The sequence below is a fragment of the Rhodococcus sp. IEGM 27 genome (genome assembly GCF_033142305.1).
Taxonomy (GTDB): domain Bacteria; phylum Actinomycetota; class Actinomycetes; order Mycobacteriales; family Mycobacteriaceae; genus Rhodococcus_F; species Rhodococcus_F oxybenzonivorans.
The window spans coordinates 665297-681546 of sequence record NZ_JAWLSG010000001.1 but is presented as its reverse complement, the minus strand read 5'-3'; the positions used below and the strand labels follow the sequence as shown (position 1 = coordinate 681546).

Genomic DNA, 16250 nt, shown 5'->3' with positions numbered 1-16250 from the left:
AGACAGTGTCACACGGGGCGGGAGGTCACGTGCGGACGCTCATGTCACATGGCGACGGTGAGCAGGAAAGCCACGTCCTCCAGCGCTTCGACGCTGTGCCGATCACTCGGGAGAACCAGGAAATCGCCCGAGGAGCCTTTCCATGAATCCTCGCCCGATACCAGGGTCAGCTTGCCGCTGAGAATGAACAGAGTGCCTTCGCCCGGGCTCTCGTGCTCAGCCATCTTCTGACCTGCGGTGAGCGCGACAACGGTCTGACGGAGACTGCGCCGGTGGCCGCCGTACACGGTCTGCGAACTGCGACCGCTGGACGTCCCGCCTGCCAACTTCAGTTGCTGACGGGCAAGGGCGGTCAGTGACTTCTTGTCCATGAGTCGAGTATGACCCAACGCGCGCACCGTCACCCGGTGAATGGGGTAACGGTGCGGTCGTGGTGCTGTGGTCAGCGACGGGCGAGTGTCCACCCCTGCAGCGCCGCGAAGGCCCCGACCACGGCAGCCTGCAGTACAGCCCAGGCAGCTCCGGCAGTGGTGAGATGCTGCCATCCCGCGAGTACGAGTGCCAGGCTGGCGACCACCCACGCGGCATTGGCGACGATGACGGCCTCGACGGCCGCGGTTCGCGGGCGGTCGGGCGCACTCACCGACCACACGCCCACGGCGAAGGCGAGGAGGAACACCCCGATGACCCGCAGAAAACCCGTCGTCGGACCGAGCAGGCCGTCGAGTAGGCCGGCGGCAACGAGATAGGCAAGCCCGTTGACGCCCGTGACGACGGCGTCGAGGCGCAATACGAGGCGCAGCGGGGAGAGGGCGGTTCGGGCTTCGAGTGCGGCGATCATGTCGGCGATCCTCACGTGAGACGAGTGAACGGGTATGTCACTCAGACTCGCGCCGAAGCCGAATGCTCTCAATTACCTTGCAGGTAATGCCCGGGTGTAGGTAATCCACCGGTACCGGGTGCCGTTCTTCGCCGACGTGAGCCACTCACCGGTGTCCTCAGCGTGCCAGGAGTCGTCGATCGGCGGTGCCCAGGCATCGCCGTCGACCGTGACGTCGACTTCGGTGACGAACAACCGTGTGGCGAAAGGCATTGCCGCGTTGTAGATTTCGCCACCGCCCATGATACAGACGTCCTCGTTCGTCAGTGCCAGCGCCGATGCGAGCCCGGACGCGGTCTCCGCGCCCTCCGCCATCCAGTCCGGCTGCCTGGTGACCACGATGTTGCGCCGCCCCGGTAGTGGCCGGAACTTTGTCGGCAACGAGTCCCAGGTCTTGCGGCCCATCACCACGGGGTGTCCCTGCGTGACCTTCTTGAAGTACGCCATGTCCTCGGGCACGTGCCACGGAATCGTGTTGTCGCGACCGATGACGCCACCGTTCGCCTGCGCCCAGACCAGGCTGACCTGCCGTGCGCCCACTAGACGGCCACCGGAGCCTTGATGGCCGGGTGATGCCGGTAGTCGACGATCTCGACGTCCTCGAAGGTGTAGTCGAAGATCGAATCCCGCTTGTTCAGCTTCAACGTCGGATACGGAAACGCTTCCCGGCTCAGCTGCTCCGTGACCTGGTCCACGTGATTGTCGTAGATGTGGCAGTCGCCGCCCGTCCAGATGAAGTCACCCGGTTGGAGTCCGGCCTGCTGCGCCACCATATGGGTGAGCAGCGCGTAGCTGGCGATGTTGAACGGAACACCCAGGAACATGTCCGCGCTGCGCTGATACAGCTGGCACGACAACCGGCCGTCCGCCACGTAGAACTGGAAGAACGCATGGCACGGCGCCAACGCCATCTGCGGGATGTCGCCGACGTTCCACGCCGACACGATGATGCGCCGGGAATCCGGATTCGACTTCAGCGTCTCGATGGTCTGGGTGATCTGATCGATGTTCTCACCCGAGGGGGTGGGCCAGCTGCGCCACTGCACGCCGTAGACCGGGCCGAGTTCACCGTCCGCGTCGGCCCACTCGTCCCAGATGGTCACGCCGTTGTCCTGGAGCCATTTCACGTTCGAGTCGCCGCGCAGAAACCACAGCAGCTCGTAGACGATCGACTTGAGGTGCACCTTCTTGGTCGTGACCAGCGGAAACCCGTCCGCCAGATTCCACCGCATCTGATGACCGAAGACACTCCTCGTGCCGGTTCCTGTGCGGTCGGCCTTCGGCGTGCCGGTGTCCAGCACGAGTCGGAGGAGGTCTTCGTACGGGGTCGGCACAGTCACGGCGTTCAGTTTAGGCGGCTCCGCCGCCCGTGAGTGGTCTGCGGGTCCCTGGACTCCTCGACCACTCACGAGCGATAGCCTTCGCCCATGCGTGAACTTCTCGTGATCGGCATCGGCGCCGGCGACCCCGACCAGGTGACCGTCCAGGCGATCAAGGCGATGAACAAGGCTGATGTGTTCTTCGTCATCGGCAAGGGCGACGAGAAGCAGGACCTCGTCGATCTCCGCACCACCATTCTCGACGAACACGTCACCGGTCCGTATCGGGTGGTCGACATCGTCGACCCGCCGCGGAACCGCACGCCCGACGACTACGAGGGCGTGGTGGACGACTGGCACGAGCGCCGGGCGGCACTGTTCGAGGAGAAGTTCGCGGCCGAACCGGGAGTCGGGGCGATCCTCGTGTGGGGTGACCCGTCGCTGTACGACAGCACGTTGCGGATCGTCGAGCGAGTACTCGCCCGCGGAAATGTGTCGTTCGACTACTCGGTGATCCCTGGCGTGACCAGTGTGCAGTCGCTGGCGGCGGGACACCGGATGGTGCTCAACCGGATCGGTGAACCCATTCACATCACCACCGGTCGCCGGCTTGCCGAGGGACTCCCCGAGGGCGTCGACAACGCGGTGGTGATGCTCGACGCGAACACGACGTTCACCCAAGTGCCCGGCGAGGACGTGCAGATCTGGTGGGGCGCCTACCTGGGCACCCCCGACGAGGTTCTCATCTCCGGTCGCCTCCGCGACGTCGAAAGCGAGATCCAGCGGGTGCGGACCGAACTTCGCGAGCGCAAGGGCTGGATCATGGACACGTACCTGCTGCGGCGGTACGTCCGTTAGCCTGGTGCCATGCCCGAGCTGCCGGAGGTGGAGGCGTTAGCCGAGTTCCTGCGGAAACATGCCGTGGGCGCGGTCGTCGGACGGGTGGACGTGGCCGCGCTGAGTGTCCTGAAGACGTTCGACCCGCCGATCACGGCGTTGCAGGGCCGGGATGTGACGGGTGCTGCCCGTTTCGGTAAGCACCTGGCCCTCGACTGCGACGGGGTGTGGTTGGTCACGCATCTCTCCCGCGGAGGATGGTTGCGCTGGACCGACAACCCGTCGGCCGCCCCACCGAAGCCGGGGAAGGGTCCGCTCGCGTTGCGGCTCCACTTCTTCACCCCGGAGGGCGCGACACCGGCGTTCGACCTCACCGAGGCGGGAACGAAGAAGCGGCTCGCGGTGTGGGTGGTGCACGACCCGCAGGAAGTGGAGGGGATCGCGCGACTCGGCCCCGACGCCCTGGAGGTCACCGAACCGGAGTTCGCCGCGTTGCTCGAGACCTCCTCTGCGCGGATCAAGAACGCGCTGGTCGATCAGTCTCTGCTGGCAGGCGTGGGCAATGCGTACTCGGACGAAATACTCCACACGGCGAAGATCTCACCGTTCGCGACGGCGAAGACACTGCCGGAGGATTCCGTCCACATTCTGTACGACGCGATGCGCACGGTGCTGACCGATGCTGTCGAACGATCCCTCGGCCAGGATGCCGCGCGGCTCAAGGGGGAGAAGAGATCCGGTATGCGTGTGCACGCGCGCACAGGTCTGCCCTGCCCGGTGTGCGGCGACACGGTGCGGGAAGTGTCGTTCGCGGAGAAGTCTTTTCAGTACTGTGCCACTTGTCAGACCGGCGGCAAGGTGCTCGCGGATCGGCGGATGTCCAGGCTGCTGAAGTAGCTCTACGCACGCATATAGTTGTCGCCATGCGGAAACAGGCACCCGAGCGGTTCGGTACACCTCTGACGGCGGGCGCGATACGTGTGATGCTGCTCGGGTCGGGTGAGCTGGGCAAAGAAGTCATCATCGCCCTGCAGCGACTCGGCGTCGAGGTGATCGCGGTCGACCGGTACGACAATGCGCCCGGGCATCAGGTGGCGCACCGCGCGCACACCGTCGACATGAGCGATCCGGAAGCGCTGTTGCGTCTCGTCGACGCCGAAAAGCCGCACTTCGTCGTTCCCGAGATCGAGGCCATTGCCACCGACGCGCTGGCCACCGTCGAGGAGTCCGGTGCCGCCGTGGTGATTCCGACGGCGCGCGCCACCGCGCTGACCATGAACCGGGAGGGGATACGCCGTCTCGCGGCCGAGGAACTGGGACTCCCGACGTCGCCGTACGAATTCGCCGACTCGCTGGACGCAGTGCGTTCCGCTGTCGAACGCATCGGTGTGCCGTGTGTGATCAAGCCGGTGATGTCCTCGTCAGGGAAGGGGCAATCTACCGTCCGCGATCTCGAGGACGTTGACAAGGCTTGGGAATACGCACTTTCCGGCGGCCGGATCAATCACGGACGCGTCATCGTCGAGGGGTTCGTCGACTTCGACTATGAGATCACCCAGCTCACCGTTCGGGCCGTCGGCGCGGACGGTGAGGTGCACACCGCCTACTGCGAGCCCATCGGTCACCTGCAGGACGCCGGTGATTACGTGGAGTCGTGGCAGCCGCAGGCGATGAGCCCGGTAGCGCTCGCCCGTGCGCGGGAGGTAGCGGGAACGGTGACCGCGGCGCTGGGCGGCAGGGGAGTGTTCGGGGTCGAACTGTTCGTCAAGGGTGACGACGTCTATTTCTCGGAGGTCAGTCCCCGTCCGCACGACACCGGCTTGGTAACACTACGCACCCAACGCTTCTCGGAGTTCGAGCTCCACGCCCGCGCCATACTCGGGCTTCCCGTCGACACCACGCTCATCGCGCCCGGCGCGTCCGCGGTGATCTACGGCGGCAGGGACGCAGTCGGCATCGGTTTCGAGGGTGTCGCCGAGGCGATGGCCGTACCGGAAACCGACCTACGGCTGTTCGGGAAACCCGAAAGCTACGTCCGACGGCGCATGGGAGTGGCCGTGTCCACGGGACCCGACGTCGAGACGGCGCGCAGCAGGGCACGCGAGGCCGCGTCCCGCGTTCGTCCGGTCGAATGAGCACGGGAGCAGAGGCGCTCGTCGGCCTCGTTATCGTGATCGGGTTGATCGGCATCGTCATTCCGGTACTTCCCGGAACGATACTGATCTTCGCCGCAATTCTGGTGTGGGCAATCATGTCCGGCACCGCTACCGCGTGGGCCGTGTTCGCCGCTGCCACGCTGTTTCTCGTAGTGAGTGGCGTCGTGAAGTACACCTGGCCAGGTAAGCGGATGCGCAGTGCCGGCGTGCCCAACATGTCACTCGTCGCCGGTGGACTGACGGGGATCGTCGGATTCTTCGTTATCCCGGTAGTGGGCTTGTTTCTCGGCTTCATCGCGGGAACGTATGTGGCCGAGCTCTACCGGCTGCGGGCGCACAACCGTGCATGGGCGTCGACCTGGCACGCGTGCAAGGCAGTCGGGCTGTCGATGCTGATCGAACTGCTCGGCGCCCTGATCGCCTCCGGTATCTGGCTGGCGGCGGTGGTCGCGACTTAGGGGTATCCAGACGCGGTCGTCACCTGCAAGTATGGAATGCGGAACGAGATCTCCCACCTAGCGGAGGAACGCCCGTGCACACCAAGACGACCTGGATACTCGGTCCCCTCACTGTCATCGTCCTGGCCGTGAGCGGCTGTGGGGACGACTCGTCAGGCTCGTCGGCGGCGAGCGACACCAGCACTCCGAGCGCGAGCACCGCCGCGACCACCACCGCGGCAGCGGCCGCCCTGATGGAGCAGATTCCCTCCCCGTTCGAAGAAGAACCCCAGCTCGAGAGAACCTTCCTCGGCGCGGTGGACGATTCGGACGCCTATGTCGCCGTCGTCACGTCGGGTAGCGACGCTGTCGCATTCCTGTGCGACGGCGACGACATGTGGATGTGGATGTCCGGAACGATGGACGGTGACCGGTTGGCACTGACTGCGCCGGACGGGTCGGCGCTCACCGGCACGATGAGCGACGGAAAGGTGTCGGGGACGGTTACCGCTGCGGGCATGACCGACAAGGCGTTCGAGGCCGCACCCGCGGTGGCCGATGAAGGCCTCTACCGCGCCACCACCAACCGCGACGGTGCCGACTACACCCTCGGTTGGATCATGCGCACTGACGGGGTGCGGGGGCTCGAACGGCAGGCCAACGGATCGACCACAGGTGGTATCGCCGTCGACCGGAACGACGACATGGACGAACGCAATCGGGAGCGGCGGCAGGAGCGCAGGGACGACGATCAGGCCGCATGCGAGCAGATGGGCGGATACAACGACTGGCTCGCCTCACAACCGCAGACACCGCCGGTCAGCGAGATGATGTCGATGAACAGCATGCAGATGGAAGGCTGCTAGCAGCGTCCGTGTTCTAGCAGGGGCCCTGTTCGGAGCTGCAGCGGTACCACTCGCGTGCGTTGTCGCCCATGACGGCATCGAAATCGTCTCCGACCGCCTCCGCGACGATGTCGATGTCGCTGTCCTGGAACACTCTTCGGGAACGGCTGCCGGGGAGGTCGGTGCCGAACATCAGTGCCCGGGGATTGACGGCGTGAATTTGGCGGAGCACTTCGCACACGTCGTCGATGGTGGTTCTACCGAATCCGGTTGCTTTCACGCGTGCGCCGCGGTCGACGAGATCCAGTAGGTAGGGCAGCCCGCGGGTCGACATGCCGAGGTGATCGATACTGACGGCGGGAAGCTTGGCGAACACCGGCTCCAGCGACAACAGGAGGGTGGCGTCGACGTAGAACTCGGCGTGCCAGCCGGCGAGTTCGTAAGCGCGCAGCGCCTGCTTGGTGAGGAGCTTCAGATCGGTCGCGCTGCGGCGGAGGTTGAACCGGACTGCCCGCACGCCGGCAGAATCGAGACGCAGAATGTCCTCGTCAGTGGCGTCGGGCTCGAGGTGTGTGACGCCGACCCAGCTGGGGCCGAGTTCTTCCAACGCGGCAATCAGATAGCTCTGGTCGGTGCCCTGGTACGACGCAGTGACCACGGCGCCACCGTCCACGCCGAAACCTTCGGTCCGTGCCCGGTAATCGGCAATGGTGAAGGGGTCAGGCAGGTAGCCGTGATTCTCGAACACCGGGAACCGGGGATCGATGATGTGCACGTGGGCATCAAACACGGTTCACATTTTGCCTTGTCGCCGGCGTACCACGCGGGGAGGGACTGCGAAGGGAACCTCCCGTGGGAGGCTCCCTTCGCTGATGCTCGACGATCAGGCCTTGTCGGGCTCGCTGGCCTTGAGCATGTCTTCGCGTTCGACAACCTTGATGCGCTCGCGGCCCTCGGGCTCACCCAGGCTGCGCTCGTGCGCGTCGAGGCGGTACCAGCCCTGCCAGGTGGTGTACGGAATCTGCTTGCTCTCGAGGTACTCGATGATCCCGTCCTCGGACGGGTTGGCCGGTTCGGCGAAGGTGGGCCGGTCCTCGAGCAGGTTTGCCACGGTCTCGTTGGCGTCGCCCTTGGTGTGCCCGATGAGGCCGACGGGGCCGCGCTTGATCCAGCCGGTGACGTAGGTGGCCGGCATGAACCGGGCGGCACCCTCGGCCGAGTCGTCGGCGATGACGCGTCCGGCCTCGTTGGGGACGGTGCCGGCCTGCTCGTCGAACGGCAGCTTCGCGATGTTCTGCGACAGGTAGCCCACCGCGCGGTACACGGCTTGGACGTCCCAGTCGTTGAACTTGCCGGTGCCCTTGACGTTACCGGTGCCGTCGAGCTGGGTGCGCTCGGTGCGCAGACCGACGACCTTGCCGTCCTCGCCGAGGACCTCGGTGGGTGATTCGAAGAAGTGCAGGTACAGCCGGTGCGGCCGGTTACCGACGTCGCGGATAGCCCAGTCCTGCAGGGTGTTGGCCACCATGTCGACCTGCTTGGAGTTGCGGCGCGCCTGCTCCGAGCCCTCGTCGTAGTCGATGTCCTCGGGGTCGACGATGACCTCGATGGTCGGGGAGTGATCGAGTTCGCGCAGCTCGAGAGGCGTGAACTTGGCCTGCGCCGGTCCGCGGCGGCCGAAGACGTGGACCTCGACGGCCTTGTTGGCCTTGAGCCCCTCGTAAACGTTGGCGGGGATCTCGGTCGGCAGCAGCTCGTCGCCGGTCTTCGCGAGGACACGGGCGATGTCGAGGGCGACGTTGCCGACACCGAGGACAGCGACCTTCTCCGCGTCGAGCGGCCAGGTGCGCGGCACATCGGGGTGGCCGTCGTACCAGGAGACGAAGTCGGCGGCGCCGTAGCTGCCGTCGAGGTCGATGCCCGGGATGTTCAGGTCGCGGTCGGCGTTGGCGCCGGTGGAGAAGATCACCGCGTCGTAGAAGTTGTGCAGGTCTTCGAGGGTGATGTCGGTGCCGTAGTCGATGTTGCCGAGCAGGCGCACCGACGGCTTGTCGAGCACCTTGTGCAGGGCGGTGATGATGCCCTTGATGCGCGGGTGGTCGGGGGCGACGCCGTAGCGGATCAGACCGAACGGTGCCGGCATCCGCTCGAACAGGTCGATGCTGATCCCGCCGTCCGAGGCGGCATCAGATTTCATGAGTGCATCGGCAGCGTAGATACCGGCGGGGCCGGCACCGACGATCGCTACGCGCAACGGACGTGTCTGATCAGTCATCTGGAGCGAACTACCTTCTGATGGGCGGACAACGAATTTTCAGCTTAAGTTAAGCCCAGCCTAATCGGGTGGCCGAGGTGTTGCGTCACGCCCCTGCCCGGCCGGGCCCGCACTCGGTGGCGCCGGTGAGAGGTGGGCGGCTCCCATTGTCTGGGCTTGCGAATGTCGAGGGTAGTCGTCTCCCGGTTGGGGGGTCACAAATTAGATTTGTACGAGCTGCTCTATACACTGCTGACCACGCCGAAACGAAGGGAAGTCATGTCCGATCCGAGCGAATCGCCGCACAACGCCGCGGGGGACGACCCGGAGGATCCCCGGCGTACCACTGCCACACCGTTCATCGCCGCCGTCGCCCTCGTCGTGATCATCCTGGTCGCGATCGTCGTCGGCAGTATTCTCTCGCCCGCCGACGAGAACGTCACCGAGGCCGACCGCATCAACCGCTCGGTGGCCGATTACATCCAGGCCCGCAATCATGACGACGCCGACCTGCAGAAGTCGTTGGTGTGTTCTACCTGGTCGGACGACCGGTCACCGCTCGCAGGGCGCGAAGGGGAGATCACCCTGCAGGGTGTCGACTCCTCCGAGGTGAACGGCGACCGCGCCCGGGCAGAGGTGCGGATCACGGCCGAGGACGGTCGCGGTGAGGCGACGGACACCTGGCAGCTGACCCGCTCCGGCGACAAGTGGGTCGTGTGCAATTGATGCGGGCCCAGAAGAGGGCCGCTTGCCCGGGAGGGCATCGATAAGAGGGTTGTGAAAAGCTGACATGGTGAGTTACGCAGGCGACATAACGCCGGAGCATGCCTGGGAGCTGCTTCGCGACAATCCCGACGCTGTGCTGGTCGACGTACGAACAGATGCCGAATGGAAATATGTCGGTGTTCCCGATACGTCCGCACTGGGCAAGCAGCCGGTGCTGATCGAGTGGGTGAGCTATCCCCACGGTGCCCGTAACGACAATTTCGTGGATCAGTTGAAGGAAGCCGGGATCACCGGGGGCGAGGACGCACCCGTCATCTTCCTGTGTCGATCCGGTCAGCGTTCCATCGGTGCGGCGGAGGCCGCGACAGCGGCGGGCATCGGCCCGTCGTACAACGTGCTCGACGGTTTCGAAGGCGCCTTGGACGCCGACGGTCATCGTGGGGCGGTCGGCTGGCGGGCGCTAGGCCTGCCGTGGAGGCAGTGGTGAGTGCAATTCCCCAGGGCGGCGCGTTTCAGAAGGCGCTGCCGGACGGCATCGGTCAGGGCACGATCAGTGTGCGCGGCGGAACCCTCCGATCAGGCTTCGAAGAAACGTCCGAAGCGATCTTCCTGAATTCGGGCTTCGTGTTCGAGAGCGCGGGAGCGGCCGAGGCGTCGTTCACCGGCGACATCGACCACTTCGTCTACTCGCGTTACGGCAACCCGACCGTGAAGATGTTCGAGGAGCGGCTCCGTCTCATCGAGGGTGCGGAAGCGTGCTTCGCCACCGCGAGCGGGATGTCGGCGGTGTTCACCGCCCTGGGCGCCCTGCTGAAGGCCGGCGACCGCCTGGTGGCGGCGCGCAGCCTGTTCGGGTCCTGCTTCGTGGTGTGCAACGAGATCCTGCCCCGCTGGGGTGTCGAGACCGTGTTCGTCGACGGCGAAGACCTCGACCAGTGGGAGGAGGCCCTCTCGACGCCGACCACGGCAGTGTTCTTCGAGACGCCTTCCAACCCGATGCAAACCCTTGTGGACGTGCCGCGCGTGGTGGAGCTGGCGCATGCGGCAGGTGCCAAAGTCGTGCTCGACAACGTGTTTGCTACGCCGCTGCTGCAACGCAGCCTCGATCTGGGAGCTGACGTCGTCGTCTACTCCGGGACGAAGCACATCGACGGGCAGGGGCGCGTGCTCGGGGGTGCGATCCTCGGCTCACAGGAGTACATCGACGGTCCGGTCCAGAACTTGATGCGTCACACCGGTCCGGCACTCAGTCCGTTCAACGCCTGGACGCTACTCAAGGGCCTGGAGACGATGCCGATCCGCGTTCGGCACTCGGTCGGTTCCGCTTTGCAGATCGCGCGGTTCCTCGAATCGAATGCCGCGGTCGAGTGGGTCAAGTACCCGTACCTCGAGTCCCATCCCCAGCACGAGCTCGCCAAACGCCAGATGAGCGGCGGCGGCACGGTGGTCACCTTCGCGCTCGCTGCCGCCGAGAACGAGGCCAAGAAGCGTGCGTTCGAAGTACTCGACGCGCTGCGGCTGGTCAACATTTCGAACAATCTCGGTGACTCCAAGTCGCTCATCACCCACCCCGCCACCACGACCCACCGGGCAATGGGACCCGAAGGGCGTGCGGCAGTGGGAATTACGGACGGCGTCGTCCGGCTCTCCGTCGGACTCGAAGACACCGAGGACCTACTGTCCGACCTCGAGCACGCGCTGAGCTGAGCTGACGCAGCACCCGTGAGTACTTGTTAACCACGGAGTGTTAACAAGTACTCACGGGTGTCAGACGGAGGTTTCAGCCCGATCGAACGGGTCCGAGGTGCGCCCGACGAGATCGGCCACGGACTTGAGGACTGCCGTGGGGCGGTAGGGGAAGAGCTCGACGGAATCGCGCGTCGAGATACCGGTCAGCACCAGAATGGTCTGCAGCCCGGCTTCGAGCCCGCACACGATGTCGGTGTCCATGCGATCGCCGATCATCAGGGTGTTCGCGGAGTGCGCCCCGATGGCCCGGAGTGCCGAGCGCATCATCAGGGCGTTCGGCTTGCCCACGTAGTAGGGGTCGCGGCCGGTGGCCTTGCTGATCAATGCGGCAACGGAACCGGTGGCGGGTAACGATCCCTCCCGGGACGGTCCGGTGGGATCGGGGTTGGTGGCGATGAAGCGAGCACCTCTCTCCACCAAGCGGATTGCGGTGGTGATCGCCTCGAAGGAGTAGGTGCGGGTCTCGCCGAGCACCACATAGTCGGGATCGTTCTCGGTGAGGACGTAACCGATGTCGTGCAGTGCGGTGGTGAGACCGGACTCGCCCACCACATAGGCGCTGCCGTTCGGCCGCTGGCTCGCCAGGAACGTGGCTGTCGCCAACGCGGACGTCCAGATGGATTCCTCGGGAATGTCGAGTCCCGTGCGGAGAAGCCGGGCGCGGAGGTCGCGGGGTGTCCTGATGGAGTTGTTGGTCAGCACGATGAACGGGATCTCGGCCTCGCGGAGCTCGGCCAGGAAGAGGTCTGCCCCCGGGACCAGGTGTTCTTCGTGAACGAGAACTCCGTCCATGTCCATCAGGTACGTCCAGCCGGGGTTTTCTACATCTGTTGTGCTCACCGACCCAGTATGAGGCAGCACCAGGCTGCTTGCGCGACTACGCCAGGAGCCGGCCCAGCCCGATCAGGCCGACCACCACGATGGTCACCCGGAGCGCGGCGGGGGACAGGCGACGGCCGTAGCGGGCCCCGAGCACTCCGCCGAGGAGCGAACCGACCGCGATGAGGCCCGCGGCGGCCCAGCTGATCCGGTCGAAGGCGACAAGCGTGTACGCGAGCGCGGCGACGATGTTGACGAGCAGGGAGAGCAGGTTCTTCGCGCCGTTCATCCGCTGCAGACTCTCGGGGAGGATCGCGCCCATCACACCCATCAGGAGGATGCCCTGCGCTGCGGTGAAGTACCCGCCGTACACCCCGACCGCAAACGTGCCGGCCGTCAGCAACAGCAGACGCGGCCGGCTGAGGCCGGCTTCGTGGCTACCGCGCTCCTTCGCCCACGCCTGGATCCGCGGCTGCAACACCACGAGCACGAGCGCGAGGACCAACAACACAGGGACGATGAACTCGAACACCGATTCGGGCAGGTGCAGCAACAACCAAGCGCCGAGAATCGCACCGCACAGTGACGCCGGGATCTGCCAGCGCAGCCGGGATCCCTGCCCGGCCAGCTCTCGCCGGTAACCCCAGGTGCCGGAGACGCCGCCGGCGACCAAGCCCACCGCATTCGACATCGTGGCGGTCACGGGTGGAAACCCGAAGGCCACCAGGGTCGGGAAGGTGATGAGCGTACCGCTGCCGACGACCGCGTTGATCGCACCTGCGCCGATGCCGGCAACGAGGATCGCAATGGCTTCGAGTGGAGTCACCGGGGCGACGTTACAAGGGGCGCCTGGCACCCTGCGCCCGGGTTCCGGACACGCGCCCCGTAGAGAGGGTGCCCACCCCATCCAACCTCATGGCGCGGCCGGTGTCAGCATTTACACGCAGCCTGATCCGATTACGGGGTTTTTCGGGTTTCCCCTGTGTGGCAGGGGAATTCGCGTGTTGACGAGGTGGCGTGATGCGGATAGTGTTCGCGTCAACCATCCAGAGCGACCGAGAGACCTGGCTCGTCGACGTCGCAGCAACCCTTCCGACATTTTTTCGGGTGTGGGTGCTACCGCCAGGATCGATGGAAGGCATCACATGACACACACCGCACGCAGCACATGGCGCAGACGGCACATCGATCTGTGCCGCACCAAGTCCTGCGGTTGTTGACGTAGGTCCACCTCTCAGCTCACCGGGCGCAGTGCTCGGTGAGTGTCTGGCGCGTGTCCACGGGGAGCGTGGAAGTGCGCTTCCCTCTCGATCCCCGCCTCGATGAAAGGCCGTGTAGTGATGTCTGTCATAAGTGCGCCCCGACCCGTGGAGGACAGCCTCGACGACGGTCCACTCGGTGCGCACGCCTTCGAGAAGGCTGTGCCCGCCCCCTCGTCGGCGTCGAGGAAGTTCCAGTCGGCATGAAGTTTCTGCTGATGACTCTCGTCACGCATCAGCCCGACCCGGTAACCGGCGAGAAAGTCGACACTGCGACGCGATTGCGGGAAGTAGTCGATTCGGCGGTCCTCGCCGAACAACTCGGTTACGACGGGTTCGCCGTCGGTGAGCGGCACGAACACCCATTCCTGTCTTCGGCACCGCCCGTCGTGCTCAGCGCGATCGCGGCGCGCACAACCACATTGCAGTTGTGGACAGCCGTGACCACGCTCAGCCTGCTCGACCCGGTCCGGGCCTTCGAGGATTATTCGACGCTGGACAACTTGTCGGGCGGCCGCCTGCAGCTGATCATCGGCAAGGGAAACGGCACGGCCCAGGCCGAACTGTTCTCCGTGACCCCCGACGACCAGTGGGATCGCAATCGCGAGGGGTACGAACTGTTCCGGCAACTGTGGGAGAGCGAGGACGTGACGTGGCAAGGCAGCTTCCGTCCGCGTCTCGAACACGCTGTCGCACTTCCGCGACCACTCCAGCCCCGGATCCGGATCTGGCACGGCAGTGCCACGAGTAGGGAGTCGGTCGACTTGGCCGCTCGCTACGGTGATCCACTCTTTTCCGCCAACGTCACCAACCCTGTCGAGCCGTATGCCGAACTCATTCGCCACTATCGCGAGCGGTGGATCGACTACGGCCACGACCCCGCCGACGCTCTGGTCGGTGCCGGGACTGCGGGCTTCTATGTGACGCCGAAGTCGCAGGACGCCGTCGACACCTGGCGGCCGATCCATGCCGCAAGGATCGAGTTTGCGCGCAGGACCGGACTGCCCGTGGTGTTCGACACGGTCGAAGACTTCGTGGAGCGAAGCTCGGCGCTCATCGGCAGTCCCGAGCAGGTGATCGACAAGGTCGCTCGGTACCACGAGCAGTTCGGCCACGAAGTGATCCACCTCGGGGCTGATCGAGTGGGGACAAGCGACAAGCAGCACCGCGAAAGTCTCGAGCTCTTCCAGGCAGAAGTGGCGCCCGCGTTGCGCGCGACCATCCCGAGCCGATCCCTCACAACCCTTCCGTGCACGTGAGCGTCCCCGAATCCCGGGTGTCATTCGTGCCTGTCGTCGAATTTACGGAGCTATCGGTGTCCTCAGTGCTTGTGTCCTTGTCCCCGACCTTCCGCGGAAAAGCCCGTAGGGCAGCAGGTATCGGCGTCGCCGCCATAGTGGCGTCGATTCTCACCGCCTGCGGTGGCGGTTCCAGCAGTTCCTCCGCGGATGCGGGTCCCGCGCAACCGGGCGGCACACTCCGCTACGGCCTGTCCCAGGCGCCCACGTGCGCCGACCCCGCACAGTCCGGCACGAACCAGACGATCTACGTGACTCGTCAGGTGGTCGATTCGCTCACCGATCAGGATCCCCGAACAGGTGAGTTGACGCCGTGGCTCGCGGAGAGTTGGGAACTGAATGCCGACGCCTCCGCCTTCACCTTTCGCCTGAAGGAGGGCGTCACCTTCAGTGACGGAACTCCCCTCACCGCAGAGTCGGTGAAAAAGAATTTCGACGCGCTCGTCAACACCCTCACCGGGGCCAAGGCGCCACTGGCCGCCAGCTATCTGACCGGATACACCGGGACCACCGTGATCGATGCGCGCACCGCGCAGGTCAACTTCTCGGCACCGAACGCCCAGTTCCTGCAGGCATCGTCCACCCCGCAGCTGGGCATTCTGTCGGATGCGTCCGTCGCCAAGCCGGCGGAGGAGCGCTGCACCGGCAACATCTCGGGAACCGGGCCGTTCACGTACGCCGACTACCAGCAGGACAAGTCGGTGACCCTCGCCAAGCGGGCCGGATACAGCTGGGGCTCAGACGTATTCGGTCACGACGGCGAGGCCTACCTCGACACCATCGAGTTCAGCGTGGTGCCCGAATCCGGTGTCCGTACGGGCAGCCTGTCCTCGGGACAGCTGGACGCAATCAGCGATGCGCTGCCGCAGGATGCCCCGCAGATCGAAGGCGTCGGTGGGCAGGTGCTCACCACATCGAACCCGGGTACGCCATTCGGATTCCAGCCCAACGTGACTCGCGGACCGCTCGTGGATCCGGTCGTGCGCAGTGCGCTGGTCCCGGCGATCAACCGGCAGGAACTGGTCGACACCGTGCTCGGCCCCAACTTCACGCCCGCCACCAGCACGCTGGCCAGCCGCACCCCCGGCTACGTGGCGCTGCCGGACGTGACGTACGACCCGGAGAAGGCCAAGTCCATCCTGGATCAGGCGGGTTGGGTTCCCGGTGCCGACGGCATCCGGGAGAAGAGCGGTCAGAGGCTGAGCTTCCCCGTTCTGTTCAGCTCCGTGTTCGCCGGCAACCAGGCAATCCTCGAACTGGTGCAGCAGCAGCTCACAGCGGTGGGAGTGGATCTGCAGCTGAATCTCGTGGCCACTCCGGAGGCCACCGCTCGCCAGAATGCCAAGGACTTCGACGCCACCTACTACAACAGCACCCGCGCCGACGGTGACATCCTGCGTACCCAGTTCGGACTCGACGGCCGCAACCTCAACAGCCGTGGCCCGATTCCCGCGCTCGACGACGTGCTCGCGAAGCAACTCGCCACCACCGACACCACCGAGCGGAACGCACTTCTCGCCGACGCCCAGCAGCAGGTGCTCGACAACGGCCTGTGGATCCCCACCGTGGAGTTGTCGCAGGCGATCGGCGCAGGACCGAACGTGCAGGATCTGAATTTCGAGGCCTCGGCCCGGCTCCAGTTCTTCGATACCTGGATCAGTGGACGCTAGA

General features: G+C 65.4%; 18 protein-coding genes and 1 riboswitch. Of the genes, 10 read left to right on the top strand and 8 right to left on the bottom strand.

Annotated features, from left to right (window positions below):
* Window positions 1–44 precede the first annotated feature (44 nt).
* The 4 genes from R4P95_RS03155 to R4P95_RS03140 form a co-directional block, all read right to left on the bottom strand.
* Window positions 45–371, bottom strand: coding sequence for a cupin domain-containing protein (locus R4P95_RS03155; protein ID WP_159919999.1), 327 nt, complete (start codon window positions 369–371; stop codon window positions 45–47).
* 71 nt (window positions 372–442) lie between these two features.
* Entirely contained in the window at window positions 443–841 is a 399-nt protein-coding gene (locus R4P95_RS03150) for a hypothetical protein (RefSeq protein WP_317743564.1), read from the bottom strand.
* Between the two features lie 72 nt (window positions 842–913).
* Window positions 914–1420, bottom strand: a complete 507-nt coding sequence (locus tag R4P95_RS03145; protein WP_213573246.1) for a dihydrofolate reductase — start codon at window positions 1418–1420, stop codon at window positions 914–916.
* The gene (locus R4P95_RS03140; protein WP_109327565.1) at window positions 1420–2220 is read right to left on the bottom strand and encodes a thymidylate synthase; all 801 of its coding nucleotides are present in this window, start codon (window positions 2218–2220) and stop codon (window positions 1420–1422) included. Before R4P95_RS03140 ends, R4P95_RS03145 begins: the two co-directional genes overlap by 1 nt.
* Before the next feature lie 87 nt (window positions 2221–2307).
* On the opposite strand from R4P95_RS03140, the gene cobF reads away from it, so the two are divergent.
* The 5 genes from cobF (at window position 2308) to R4P95_RS03115 (ending at window position 6495) form a co-directional block, all read left to right on the top strand.
* Window positions 2308–3057: a precorrin-6A synthase (deacetylating) gene (cobF, locus tag R4P95_RS03135; protein ID WP_213573245.1), complete on the top strand. Its 750-nt coding sequence runs from the start codon at window positions 2308–2310 to the stop codon at window positions 3055–3057.
* Between the two features lie 9 nt (window positions 3058–3066).
* A complete protein-coding gene (locus tag R4P95_RS03130) occupies window positions 3067–3933 on the top strand; it encodes an Fpg/Nei family DNA glycosylase (protein WP_213573244.1) in 867 nt (288 codons plus the stop codon).
* 26 nt (window positions 3934–3959) lie between these two features.
* Complete coding sequence (gene purT / locus R4P95_RS03125; protein WP_213573243.1) at window positions 3960–5171, top strand: formate-dependent phosphoribosylglycinamide formyltransferase; 1212 nt, start codon at window positions 3960–3962, stop codon at window positions 5169–5171.
* Window positions 5168–5650, top strand: a complete 483-nt coding sequence (locus R4P95_RS03120; protein ID WP_213573242.1) for a DUF456 domain-containing protein — start codon at window positions 5168–5170, stop codon at window positions 5648–5650. The genes purT and R4P95_RS03120 overlap by 4 nt, the downstream gene beginning before the upstream one ends.
* A 74-nt stretch (window positions 5651–5724) precedes the next feature.
* Window positions 5725–6495 (top strand): hypothetical protein, encoded by a 771-nt coding sequence (locus R4P95_RS03115; protein WP_213573241.1) that lies wholly within the window; start codon window positions 5725–5727, stop codon window positions 6493–6495.
* Window positions 6496–6508: 13 nt separating this feature from the next.
* On the opposite strand, the gene R4P95_RS03110 is transcribed toward R4P95_RS03115, so the two are convergent.
* Both R4P95_RS03110 and R4P95_RS03105 read right to left on the bottom strand, forming a co-directional pair.
* Window positions 6509–7264 (bottom strand): amidohydrolase family protein, encoded by a 756-nt coding sequence (locus R4P95_RS03110; RefSeq protein ID WP_213573240.1) that lies wholly within the window; start codon window positions 7262–7264, stop codon window positions 6509–6511.
* A gap of 93 nt (window positions 7265–7357) precedes the next feature.
* The gene (locus R4P95_RS03105; RefSeq protein ID WP_213573239.1) at window positions 7358–8749 is read right to left on the bottom strand and encodes an FAD-dependent oxidoreductase; all 1392 of its coding nucleotides are present in this window, start codon (window positions 8747–8749) and stop codon (window positions 7358–7360) included.
* 258 nt (window positions 8750–9007) lie between these two features.
* Here R4P95_RS03105 and R4P95_RS03100 point away from each other — a divergent pair, with 258 nt between their 5' ends.
* From R4P95_RS03100 to R4P95_RS03090, 3 genes are all read left to right on the top strand, one after another.
* Window positions 9008–9454, top strand: coding sequence for a hypothetical protein (locus tag R4P95_RS03100; protein WP_109327581.1), 447 nt, complete (start codon window positions 9008–9010; stop codon window positions 9452–9454).
* Window positions 9455–9521: 67 nt separating this feature from the next.
* Window positions 9522–9941, top strand: a complete 420-nt coding sequence (locus tag R4P95_RS03095; RefSeq protein ID WP_213578242.1) for a rhodanese-like domain-containing protein — start codon at window positions 9522–9524, stop codon at window positions 9939–9941.
* A complete protein-coding gene (locus R4P95_RS03090; protein WP_109327583.1) occupies window positions 9938–11161 on the top strand; it encodes an O-succinylhomoserine sulfhydrylase in 1224 nt (407 codons plus the stop codon). The genes R4P95_RS03095 and R4P95_RS03090 overlap by 4 nt, the downstream gene beginning before the upstream one ends.
* A 60-nt stretch (window positions 11162–11221) precedes the next feature.
* On the opposite strand, the gene R4P95_RS03085 is transcribed toward R4P95_RS03090, so the two are convergent.
* Complete coding sequence (locus tag R4P95_RS03085; RefSeq protein ID WP_109327585.1) at window positions 11222–12001, bottom strand: HAD-IIA family hydrolase; 780 nt, start codon at window positions 11999–12001, stop codon at window positions 11222–11224.
* Between the two features lie 79 nt (window positions 12002–12080).
* Entirely contained in the window at window positions 12081–12848 is a 768-nt protein-coding gene (locus tag R4P95_RS03080) for a sulfite exporter TauE/SafE family protein (protein WP_159920023.1), read from the bottom strand.
* A 213-nt stretch (window positions 12849–13061) separates the two neighbouring features.
* A riboswitch (SAM riboswitch) is annotated at window positions 13062–13160 on the top strand.
* Window positions 13161–13484: 324 nt separating this feature from the next.
* Between R4P95_RS03080 and R4P95_RS03075 the strand changes: the two genes are divergently transcribed.
* Window positions 13485–14540 (top strand): LLM class flavin-dependent oxidoreductase, encoded by a 1056-nt coding sequence (locus tag R4P95_RS03075; protein ID WP_317743563.1) that lies wholly within the window; start codon window positions 13485–13487, stop codon window positions 14538–14540.
* A gap of 119 nt (window positions 14541–14659) precedes the next feature.
* Window positions 14660–16249 (top strand): ABC transporter substrate-binding protein, encoded by a 1590-nt coding sequence (locus R4P95_RS03070; RefSeq protein ID WP_397517672.1) that lies wholly within the window; start codon window positions 14660–14662, stop codon window positions 16247–16249.
* Window position 16250 lies beyond the last annotated feature (1 nt).

Excerpts from the sequence above, each read along its gene's own strand:
- R4P95_RS03105 (WP_213573239.1), bottom strand. The coding sequence starts at position 8,749 with ATGACTGATCAGACACGTCCGTTGCGCGTAGCGATCGTCGGTGCCGGC.
- R4P95_RS03130 (WP_213573244.1), top strand. The coding sequence starts at position 3,067 with ATGCCCGAGCTGCCGGAGGTGGAGGCGTTAGCCGAGTTCCTGCGGAAA.
- purT (WP_213573243.1), top strand. The coding sequence starts at position 3,960 with ATGCGGAAACAGGCACCCGAGCGGTTCGGTACACCTCTGACGGCGGGC.
- R4P95_RS03100 (WP_109327581.1), top strand. The coding sequence starts at position 9,008 with ATGTCCGATCCGAGCGAATCGCCGCACAACGCCGCGGGGGACGACCCG.
- cobF (WP_213573245.1), top strand. The coding sequence starts at position 2,308 with ATGCGTGAACTTCTCGTGATCGGCATCGGCGCCGGCGACCCCGACCAG.
- R4P95_RS03085 (WP_109327585.1), bottom strand. The coding sequence starts at position 12,001 with ATGGACATGGACGGAGTTCTCGTTCACGAAGAACACCTGGTCCCGGGG.
- R4P95_RS03155 (WP_159919999.1), bottom strand. The coding sequence starts at position 371 with ATGGACAAGAAGTCACTGACCGCCCTTGCCCGTCAGCAACTGAAGTTG.
- R4P95_RS03120 (WP_213573242.1), top strand. The coding sequence starts at position 5,168 with ATGAGCACGGGAGCAGAGGCGCTCGTCGGCCTCGTTATCGTGATCGGG.
- R4P95_RS03075 (WP_317743563.1), top strand. The coding sequence starts at position 13,485 with ATGAAGTTTCTGCTGATGACTCTCGTCACGCATCAGCCCGACCCGGTA.
- R4P95_RS03150 (WP_317743564.1), bottom strand. The coding sequence starts at position 841 with ATGATCGCCGCACTCGAAGCCCGAACCGCCCTCTCCCCGCTGCGCCTC.